This window comes from Psychrobacter immobilis, from assembly GCF_904846185.1.
GTDB lineage: Bacteria > Pseudomonadota > Gammaproteobacteria > Pseudomonadales > Moraxellaceae > Psychrobacter > Psychrobacter immobilis_B.
The window spans coordinates 95055-106315 of the sequence record NZ_CAJGZQ010000009.1; the positions used below are offsets into that span (position 1 = coordinate 95055).

Annotated in this window: 7 protein-coding genes; 1 reads left to right on the forward strand and 6 read right to left on the reverse strand. The window is 44.2% G+C overall.

The annotated features are described in order from the left end of the window. Positions 1-219: 219 nt before the first annotated feature. The 3 genes from gyrA to JMW94_RS06815 form a co-directional block, all read right to left on the reverse strand. On the reverse strand, positions 220-3039 hold the full coding sequence (gyrA, locus tag JMW94_RS06805; RefSeq protein WP_201603439.1) for a DNA gyrase subunit A: 2820 nt from the start codon (positions 3037-3039) through the stop codon (positions 220-222). Between the two features lie 305 nt (positions 3040-3344). Beyond that, entirely contained in the window at positions 3345-3524 is a 180-nt protein-coding gene (locus JMW94_RS06810) for a hypothetical protein (protein ID WP_198329812.1), read from the reverse strand. A 105-nt stretch (positions 3525-3629) separates the two neighbouring features. Then, complete coding sequence (locus JMW94_RS06815) at positions 3630-5327, reverse strand: alpha/beta hydrolase family protein (protein ID WP_201603441.1); 1698 nt, start codon at positions 5325-5327, stop codon at positions 3630-3632. Positions 5328-5635: 308 nt separating this feature from the next. On the opposite strand from JMW94_RS06815, the gene JMW94_RS06820 reads away from it, so the two are divergent. Then, positions 5636-6508, forward strand: a complete 873-nt coding sequence (locus JMW94_RS06820; RefSeq protein ID WP_201603444.1) for a methyltransferase domain-containing protein — start codon at positions 5636-5638, stop codon at positions 6506-6508. Positions 6509-6665: 157 nt separating this feature from the next. Here JMW94_RS06820 and JMW94_RS06825 read toward each other — a convergent pair whose 3' ends face one another. The 3 genes from JMW94_RS06825 to JMW94_RS06835 form a co-directional block, all read right to left on the reverse strand. Then, positions 6666-8006 carry an ABC transporter ATP-binding protein gene (locus JMW94_RS06825; protein WP_201603453.1) on the reverse strand — a complete coding sequence of 447 codons (1341 nt, stop codon included), beginning with the start codon at positions 8004-8006 and terminating at the stop codon, positions 6666-6668. 106 nt (positions 8007-8112) lie between these two features. Next, positions 8113-9819 (reverse strand): ABC transporter permease, encoded by a 1707-nt coding sequence (locus tag JMW94_RS06830; protein ID WP_201503112.1) that lies wholly within the window; start codon positions 9817-9819, stop codon positions 8113-8115. Between the two features lie 173 nt (positions 9820-9992). Then, the gene (locus JMW94_RS06835) at positions 9993-11117 is read right to left on the reverse strand and encodes an extracellular solute-binding protein (RefSeq protein ID WP_201603455.1); all 1125 of its coding nucleotides are present in this window, start codon (positions 11115-11117) and stop codon (positions 9993-9995) included. Positions 11118-11261: the final 144 nt, after the last annotated feature.

An 11261-nucleotide genomic window follows, 5' to 3' on the forward strand; every position in this document is an offset into this window, starting at 1 on the left:
AATATGAACATATTGACAAAATTGCTGACGATGTTTAGCAAAATTTAGCCATTTTAAGACCACTAAACGTACTAATGTGCTAATTGATGACACGCCCTAAAGGCAGACTCTAACAATAGATGACATACAGAAAAAAATAAAAGCCTCCGACGATAACGTCAGAGGCTTTTTATAGAACAATCATATAAGACTAGATCAAAAAGCTAACTACTGAGACATTTATTCGTCGTCTGCGTTTTCACCGTCTGTACTGTCAACATCTAATTCATTGTCAGTAGCAATATTCATAACGTCATTCGTTGCTGTGTTGCCAGTCGCTGCATCGATATCTATCTGCTCTTGACCTGCCACATCAAATGTACCATCTTCTCTCATGGCATCAACCAGCTCATCGTCACCTTCTTCATGCTCAACACGCGCCATAGCGACCAGCTTCTCGTCTTTTGATAGACGAATCAGCGTCACACCTTGCGTATTACGACCAGAGCTAGCGACATGCTCAACGGGCGTACGAACCAACGTACCTTTGTCAGAGATTAAAATAATATCGTCTGTAGAGTCAACCTTAGTGGCTCTTACTAGCGCACCATTACGCTCACTGGTTTTGATAGCAATTACACCGCCGCCGCCACGATTTTGGGTATTGAACTCATCGATAAAGGTACGTTTACCAAAGCCGTTTTCACAAGCAATAAGGATTTCGCGTACATCATCTTCGATCACAACCAATGATTTTATCGACTCATTAGCCGCCAAACGCATACCACGGACACCTTTAGCCGTACGACCCATCACACGAGCATCATTTTCATCAAAACGAATGGCTTTACCACTGGATGCAAACAACATCACTTCTTGGCTACCATTAGTGATACGAGCACTGACCAGCTTATCGCCCTCTTCTAGTCCAACCGCAATCAAGCCGTTCGAGCGAATATTGGCAAACTGCTTAAGCTCTACCCGCTTCACCGTACCATTGGCGGTTGCAAAGAACACAAAAGGTGGCTCTGCTTGCGTGCTAACGTCTAATGAATCATCATCCCCATCTATTAGATCATCTGTTAATGCGTCACCTTTTACCGATAGCTCTTCCACTATTTTTGGAATCGGTAGTATCGTAGTGACGGTTTCATCAGGATTTAAGCCAATTAAATTCACTAATGGACGACCGCGAGCACCTCGACTGGCAATCGGCACTTCAAAACCACGTAAGCTAAAGACACGACCGCTATCCGTGAAGCACAATACGGTAGCGTGCGTTGAAGTCACAACCAAATGATCAATCACATCATCTTCTTTCATTGCGGTTGCAGACTTACCTTTACCGCCACGTTTTTGCGCGACATAATCGTCAATCGGCTGAGTTTTTGCATAACCAGTACGCGAGACCGTCATGACAACCGTCTGTTCAGGAATCAAATCTTCACGGTTAAAGTCAGTACGTGAGTCAATAATATCTGTACGGCGCTCATCACCAAAGTTATCACGAATCTCAATCATCTCATTGGAGATAATGGTCATTAGCTTATCAAAATCACCAAGAATAGACTCTAAATGAGCGATTTCACGTAGCAAATCCTGATATTCTTCGGTCAATTTGTCTTGCTCAAGACCCGTTAGACGATGCAACTGCATATCTAAAATCGCGTTGACCTGCTCAAGTGATAAGCGATAACGTTCTTCGCCCTCAATCAAGCCAAATGGTGCTTTAGGATCTTCGCCTTCGATATAGTCAGGACGCACAGATTGACTACCAGCAGCAGTAAGCATCGCCACCACGCTACCTGAACCCCACGTATTATTTAATAAGCTTTCACGTGCCAAACCGCGGTTTGCAGAGGCTTTAATTGTTGCAATAATCTCGTCGATGTTTGCCAATGCAACGGTCAAACCTTCGAGCAAATGACCACGGACGCGCGCTTTGTTTAACTCATAAATCGTACGGCGTGTCACCACTTCTTGGCGATGACGTACAAAGGCGGCAATCAGCTGACGCAAAGTTAATAATTTTGGCTGACCATTATCGAGCGCCACCATATTGATGCTAAAGCTTGATTCGAGCGGCGTTTGCAAGAACAAGTTATTAACGATAACTTCAGCTGTCTCACCACGACGCAAATCAATGGCGATACGCATACCATCTTTGTCAGACTCGTCACGAATCTCGCTAATACCTTCAATCTTTTTATCACGTACGAGTTCTGCGATACGCTCAATCATTTTGGCTTTATTAGATTGATAAGGTACTTCGGTAAAGACAATACGCTCACGATCACGGTTGACACCCGTATCACTCATGGCTTCAATATGATAGCGACCACGTATGTGCAAACGACCTTTACCCGTGCGATAAGCATCTAAAATACCAGCGCGACCATAAATGATACCGCCTGTAGGAAAGTCAGGACCTGAGATGTGTGACATCAACTCTTCAGCTGATACTTGTGGGTTTTCGGCATAAGCCAAACAAGCATTAATCACTTCTGTCAGGTTGTGCGGCGCCATATTAGTCGCCATACCAACAGCAATACCAGTCGCACCATTGATTAGTAAGTTTGGAACACGCGCTGGCATGACGCTAGGCATACGCTCAGAACCGTCGTAGTTGTCTTCCCAATCAACGGTGTCTTTGTCTAAATCAGCAAGCATCTGATGCGTCAGCTTGGTCATACGTACTTCGGTATAACGCATCGCTGCCGGAGGATCATCATCGATCGAACCAAAGTTACCTTGACCGTCAACCATCGGATAACGCAAACTAAAATCCTGCGCCATCCGCACAATGGCATCATAGACCGCACTATCGCCATGTGGGTGATATTTACCAATGACATCGCCGACGACACGTGCAGACTTCTTATATGGCTTATTATAGTCGTTAGATAGCACGTGCATGGCGTACATCACACGGCGGTGTACAGGTTTGAACCCATCACGCACATCAGGCAGCGCACGCGAGACAATCACGCTCATCGCATAATCCAGATAGGATTGCTTTAGTTCCTCTACGATGCCAATAGGACTGACCGATTCGCTCATATACACTCCTTCACTCACATTGTTTTTCTAATGTTGACACGTTTGTTCAAGATACTCATGGGTTATACAAAAATATAGCTGCATCAATGCGCAGCTACTATCAGAATAGTGACCCTAAAAAAGCACTGTCAAAGGTGCAAAACAATAGGAAAATAGTGATACGGTTTTTGTTAAAAATAATGTTCAATTAAAGAAGCTATTTTAGCACAAATTTGCTGATTTAGGGGCGTCTGGCTGTTATTAAAATTAAGCAAAACAGCTGATTAGCGGTTTTTTTCACTCTAATAACAAGGGTAAAAACAACTTTAACGACATACTTGTTTTGATTGACTGATTTTGCCGTTTTTACAAACAAATTTACCATCTTTTGAGCAGTGAGATACGCCGCCCATTTTGCCCGAACAAGGTGTATTCTTAGCCTGTGCTTGACTGATCGGAGCTACCATAAAGACACAGGCAATTAGTGATAATATTATCGATTTCATATTTTTCTCTTATTGAGGATTAAATGATATTCATGAAAAAACTGCATCCAGTGGATACAGTTTTTTCGATAGTCAGGCTATTTTTTATGGTTAAAATGACCTCTATTAAGCAGGTTTAAATTCCTGATTAAAGAACTCACGTGTGGCTTGCGTACAAGCCGTACTGACCAGACCGCCGTGATAGTTGCCCAATACAGCAACGCTTGCAGGTATGCCTTGCTGTGCTCCTGCAGCTACTACGCGTTGAAGATTTTGAACAAAGTTACTTTGAACACTTGTTACCACAGAATTAATATTCCATTGGTTCATGGACGCCTGTCCAATAAGTTGAACATTAGGAGTATTAGGACGATCATTAGCTGTCGTCGCATCAACATCTAATACTGTCACGTTAACGGTAAGGGCTGGATTTTGTGCGACATTCCCTTGAATAATAGCAGCCGTTGAACTGGTATTTAGGTCATAAAAAACCGTTGGATCTTGATTGCCACCACATAGCAGAGTTGGCATTTTTGGTACATACCCACGTAGATCATTGGCTTTTAAGGCTTTTCGTAAGTTGTTTTGTGGATTGGCTGCTGGTAATGCTCCTGTCATCGCGATTAGGCTATCAGGGTTCTGTAATGCATCTGCGACATAAGCGGTACGGAAGTCTGTTTTGATCAGATAGTTATCATCCGCGAAGCCAATAGAGGCAAAGGGAACGGTAGGCGCTGGTAGAAGATCAAGCGTAGGATTGTTTTCAGGATCTTTTTCAAACAGCGCATTATCAGGCAGTTTATTAGCAGCGACCAATTCACCAAAGCTCAATAAGCTTGGTAATTGTGTGTTTGCATAGTTGGCAGTGAATATATCAGCAGTATTGTTATAGACATTGCCATACGCATTTTGGAGACCAGATGCTAGTAGCGGTGCAAAACGCGATGCGCCGATATTGACGTTACCCGAAAATATTGCATCACCAAACGCTGCCAGTGCATAAGGCCCTGATAAAGGTGCAATGGCAGTGACAGGCTCATCATTTTTCTCGAACATTCTTGCAGTTGCCATCGCCACATGCCCACCCTGAGAGTAACCACTGATAAATAACTTACCAGAGTCATCAAGGTTGGTATAGTCAGGATCATTAGCGCGCTGTTGTCTTGCAATGATGGTACGGGCACTGTCTAACGCATCAGCCATGTCAGTGGCTTGTTGCTCAGCCACAAGGTATGGATGGTAATCAAGATCAGACTCATCATAACCAGCATAGTTTGGTGCAACGACGATGTAGCCTTGAGCGGCAAAGTTGGCAGCGATTAATGTCGACTCACCAGCGGCTGGATTTTGAGGATTAGCGACTTGACTAAAATCGTAGCCTTTGTCCGTAGTTGTGCCATGGGCATACAGCAAGATAGGTCGATCGCCTTGACAGTCAGCACTGTCGCCACTTGGTAGCATCAAAGCTGCTGTCGCGTTGGTACGCTCACCCGCTGCCCCTACTGTCGGATAGCTGACTTTTTCGATTTTGATACCGCATTTGGCATCAGGTGTTGCCGTACCATCAAGACCGAACTGGGTATTTATTTGCGCAGTGTTAAATGAGCTGATTGATTTAACTGACGTCGCAGAGTCAGAGCCTATGACAGTATTAAAGTCATTGTCATTGTCATCGCCACAACCGACCAGCAGCAAGCTACTAGCAATAGCCACGGATAATAGGCAGCGCAGCATCACAGGCTTGCTCGTTGTAATGGATACTGATTGATGGGTACTGCTAGGTGATTTGTCATTTATAGCGGTAGTAGATTTAGATACGATCATGGTTGCTGTCCTTAGCGGTGGTAGATCAGACGTTTGCTGAGAGTCCTTGACAATAAAAAATTTCAGTATGGCAGACTCTTTTTATTGAATACATTGGAGTATCAAATATTTTCAATAAAACTTACTCAATAATTGTTTCTTAAACCTTACTACTTATACCGTAAAATATTGTGAAAAGCTACTGGAAAACAGGTATTTAATGGCATCTTTAACGCTATGGTAAAGCTAGTATTGGCATCAAGCCTAGCTTAGATTTTGTCTTTGTTGTACGATGTTCCAAAATACCACCCTAATACAGATAGCGCTTTATGCAAACCCATAGTGAAAGTACCAAAGAACATGACAACCAATCGGTTGATCTGACACAACCAATCGACGCATCAGGCGATATACGTGCCGATCGTAGCTTCGATGCGATTGCGGATCATTTTGAAAAAAAGGTCTACGGTGGCTTAAAAGGCGATATTCGATTGGCGGTGCTACGCCGTGATATCTTTGAATATAGCGCGCAAATGAGTAAAAGCCTTGGGCGACCTTTACGTATTTTGGATGTGGGTGCAGGGCTCGCACAGATTGCAATAGAGCTTGCAGCTCAAGGTCATACATTGGTCATCAATGATATCTCAGCTAATATGCTAGAAAAAGCGAAAGCGCGTGCCGCGCAGATAGACGAAGACCTGAATATCACATGGTACGTTTGCCCCTATCAGGAGCTGCCAGAAAAGTTAGACAAAGAAAAGCATGAAAAGTTTGATTTAATCATGTGTCATGCGCTGCTTGAATGGTTGGCAGAGCCCGCTGCAGTGATGGACTTTTTTGATCAGCAATTAACGGATAATGGTGCGCTATCTTTATGCTTTTATAACCCAGCAAGCTTTGATTATCGCAATCTGATTATGGGGAATTTCAACTTACTCGATAATACAGAATATAAGGCTGATAACAAAAAAAGCCTAACGCCTAATTACCCTGTAGCCAAAGAAGAAGTCGAATCTTGGTTGACTGCGCATCATTATCAGACCATACGCACCAGTGGTCTGCGCGTCTTTCATGATTATGCCCCGCTTAAGCGTGGTGGTCATAATGACCCAGAGGCCGTGATACGCATGGAGCTGCGCTACTCGCAATTAGAGCCGTATAAATGGTTGGGACGTTATTTGCACATATTGGCGACACGATAAGCTTAAGTGCAAGCACCTGTTTTTTGGAGGGAGTTTTAATCAATATAATCGCAGCAGTGTAAAATAGGTATAAAGTAGATACAAGGCAGCCAAGCGTCAATAGCATGCTGTGTGCATGTCGCGAGGTTAATACTCTAATCACTTATAAATGCTGCGACTATTCTGTCTCGTCAACTCTCTCTGATCTATCATACTCTGACCAAGTCGTCGCATTGATGTCTTTTTCATCAAATACCACGACATGCTCTAGGATAGGTAAAATACCAATCTGCGATCCAATCTCGTGATTATGGTGACTGGCGACTAAAGACAGTACCGTTTGCCCGTCGTCAAGTTGCAAGCGATATAAATAGTTGGCACCGCGAAATACGCGTCCAACGACTAAAGCGGTTTGTGTGCTCTCATCGTCATGAATGATATCATCAGGGCGCACCAACACCTTAATCGGTGTGCCGTTAGGATAATCATACTCGCAATAATGTGGGTACCCTGATTCATCATACACTTCCATACGCCGATAGATATCGCCTAATGCCGTCTCAACATGGCCTTCTTTGATGATGCCATCTATCATCGCGCCTTCGCCGACAAACTCGGCGACAAAAGGACTGATTGGCTCATGATATAGCTCGCTTGGGGTTGCCCACTGTACCAGCTTGCCTTTATGCATCACCCCCACTTTATCAGCCAGTGCAAAGGCTTCGTTTTGATCATGAGTGACCAGTATTGCCGTGGTATTGGTGCGTTTAAGAATATCACGAACATTCATTGCCAATGATTCACGTAGCACCACATCTAGATTAGAAAACGGCTCATCGAGTAGTAATAATTTTGGCTTAGGCGCTAATGCACGGGCTAATGCCACCCGCTGCTGTTGGCCACCTGACAGCTCATTTGGACGTTTTTCAGCATGCTCAGACAATTCAACCAGCTCTAGCATCTCAGCGACACGGGCTTTTTTGTCAGCAGCCGACCATTTATTCAGACCAAAAGCGATGTTTTTTGCCACGCTCAAATGCCCAAACAACGCATAGTCCTGAAACACCATACCCATACCGCGTTTGGCGGGTGCGACGGCAAATGAGTTGCGGTCAGTTTTATCAGTAAGACATTGATTGTTTAAGAGAACCGTGCCATCACGGCTTTGTTCCAACCCTGCAATCGCTCTTAGTGCCGTGGTCTTGCCACAGCCGCTATAACCTAAAAAGCAACCAATCTCGCCTTGCTTCAATTCCAAAGACAAACCATTGACGATAATCGTATCGTCATAACCGACGATTAAATCTTGCACACTAAAATAAGGACTAGTAGCCGTGTTTGTCTCAACATCTTGGCTAAAAGCACTGATTTTTTCTAAAGACTTACTAGGCTGGGCGGGCGGCGTCTTAACTTGAGCAACTGGTAATTTTTTTATATGCTCCAGCCTTGCCTTGGCCTTTATTGACTTGGCATTGATTGATTTAGAGTCTGCTGAGGCTTTCATTGAATCAGTGTACATAGACGGTACCAGTTAGCTATTAGTAAATAAAACCCATAGATAAAACAGTGAAAACAATCATAAAATGGAGCGCTATCGGATAATGCAGATTCACTCTAAAAACACCTTAACCTTGCTTATCGCTTTGACGCAATAATATCCAAACAGGCAGCAGACCAACCAGCACAATCAATAAACTTGGCAACGCAGCTCGTCCCCACATGCCTTCGCTGGTCATCTCAAACACCCGCACCGCCAGCGTATCCCAGCCTTGGCGACGCGTCATTAACGTAATCGGCATCTCTTTCATGACTTCAACAAACCCCATCAACAGTCCAGTCAATATTCCTGGACTAATAACGGGCAACATCACTTGACGCCAGCGCTGATAAGGACTGTCACTCAGTAATTTGGCGGCCGCTTCTTGATTGACCGTTAGTCGCTGTAGCTGTCGATCAACTGGCTGAAAACTCACCGTCATAAAACGCGTCGATAATGCCAATAGCATCACTATCACACTGCCTGATAATACTTGCTGCGTAGTAATCCCAAAGGCAATCATTTGGTTGTCTAGCCAAGCAATTGGAATAAATATGCCCACTGCCAATACTGTACCCGGCACCACATAACCCAAATTTGCCAAAGTAGTCATGAGCTTGGTCAATTTATCAGGATACTGCCGCTTAATCCACGCAATAATAATCGCCAAAAAGGCAATAAAAATAGTGGTCATGCTAGCAATCATGAGGCTGTTGGTCACAAAATCAATATAGCGCGCATCAAAATCTTGGCGAAAATTCAATGCCGTCCAGTAGATAAGCTGCAAAAATGGGATTAAAAAAGCGCCAGCAAACACCAAGGTACACAGTAATGTCATACCCAATTTTGCAGGCGTGGTGGCATCAAAACGTTGACTGCTGCCTTGAGTCACGTTATTGCCGCGCTTGGTTTGCCAATACTGCTCAAACAATACCACAATAAAGATTACACCGATGAGCAAAGCCGCCAATTGTGCCGCAGTGGTCAAACTAAAGAAACCAAACCATGCTTTATAAATAGCCGTGGTAAAGGTATCAACATTAAAGACTGATACGGCACCAAAGTCTGCCAAGGTTTCCATACTGGCAAGCAGTAGTCCGCCAATAATCCACGGCAAGGCTTGTGGTAATGCCAACCGAAAAAACACGCGGCTACGGCTTAAGCCCAGCATTTGTCCCGCTTCAATCGCTCGCCTGCCTTGCGATAAGAACGCTTGACGTGCCAGCAAATAGACATAGGGATAAAATGCTAGGGACAATACCAAACCTGCTCCCCAGACATTACGGATCGAAGGAATCGCTGCATCAAAGCCTAGGTCGCGCAAACCTGTCTGTAATGGTCCACTAAAATCAACAATACCAATGGTGACAAATGCTAATACATAAGCAGGTATCGCCAGTGGTAACATCAGCGCCCACGAAAAAAACCGCTGTCCAGGGAAGCGGTACATACTGGTTACCCAAGCAAGCGCGGTGCCAATAGTGCCAGACACGACCGTTACCATCAGCAATAAAATCGCGGTATTTTTAAGCACTTGCGGCAGCACATAATCTGCCATGTGCGTCCAGATATCGGCAATTGGCTGCGTCCAAGATAGCAACACAATCAAAATTGGCAAAAGCATAAACGACGAAATCAGTCCTAAGACTGATTTTGAGATAATACGTTTACGGACGGCGTGGTCTTGGCTGACAGTCTGCTTTCCATCAATATTATGATTATCCATATTGTTGACATTAGCACTATCATTGACTGTATCGTTTTGACGTACAGACGCGTCTGGCGTTTTGATCATATCATTATTACCGTGTCATACGCATAAAGACCTTATAACATTATACCAAACTCAAAAATACGGTTAAAAACACTGTCTGCTTTGAACATAAACACTATCATTTAGCCTATCAAGCTTGATACTCGTGCTTGATAGGCATTGTCATTTTTGAGAATGGTATGACTGTCAATACCTTATTTATAGCCTGCTTTGTCCATCAACTGAATGGCTTGGGTTTGTAGCTCACCAAACTTTTGCACATTGATATCGTCTTTTTTGAACTCACCCCATGATCTGAGCATTTCTGATTCATCAACCCCTAATTTTACTGGGAATTCTTTGTCTGAGCTGGCATAAAGACCTTGCGCCTCATCAGAAGACAACCACTCTATCAGTTTAAGCGTACCCTCTGGATTGTCTGAACCTGCGACCACACCAGCACCTGAAATATTTACGTGTGTACCAGTCGTGCCTTGGTTTGCCCAAAATATTTTCACAGGGAAGTTAGGTTTTTCATCGAGCAGACGACCGTAGTAGTAACTGTTGGCAATGCCCACTTCACACTGACCAGCAGCGATGGCTTCTAGCATACTGGTATCATCGCTGAACACGTCAGTCGCTAAGTTAGCGACCCAACCACGGACGATTTCTTCGGTTTTCTCTTCGCCCAAATGCTCCATCATACTGGCCACAAGCGACTGGTTATAGACCTTTTTAGAGGTACGTAAGCATAACTTGCCTTTCCACTTCGGATCGGCTAAATCTGCATAAGTAGATAATTGGTCGGCACTGACTTTGCTTGGGTCATAAAAGATCGTACGAGCACGCAATGATAGCCCTGTCCACTGACCTTTTGGATCACGATATTTGGCAGGGACATTTTCTTCTAACACAGTAGAGGATACTGGTTGTAACAAGCCTTGCTGAGCGGCTTGCCATAAGTTACCGGCATCAACCGTGAGCAGCATGTCGGCTGGCGTGTTCTGACCTTCAGCTTGCAAACGCGCCATGAGCGGACCTGTACTATCTGTGACCAGCTCAATCTTCACACCTGTCTGTTCGGTATAACGGTCTAGCAATGGCTTAATCAGCTGCTCATTTCGCGAAGAATAAATAGTAATCGTTTGACCACCTTCACTCGTAGCACTATCAGTAGCAGCTGGTTGCTCAGTAGCCGCCGCTGATGTCTCCGCCTCCACGCTATCTTCTGTTGTAGATGAATTGCTACAACCAGCCAGTCCCAACATCATGCCAAATACGGCAGCAGGCAAGATAAGCTTAGTAGAAGTTAGGTTAGCGCTAATGGCATTCAATGACATGGTTTTCCCCATAATGATGCTACGAAAAGGTGAGATAAATAGACGAGATGACAATAAGATAAGACGGCGCTAAAGACCTCTAACAATAAGGTTCAATCACACGATAATCTCTGAAACAACATACTAATAGAAATGAGATTAATT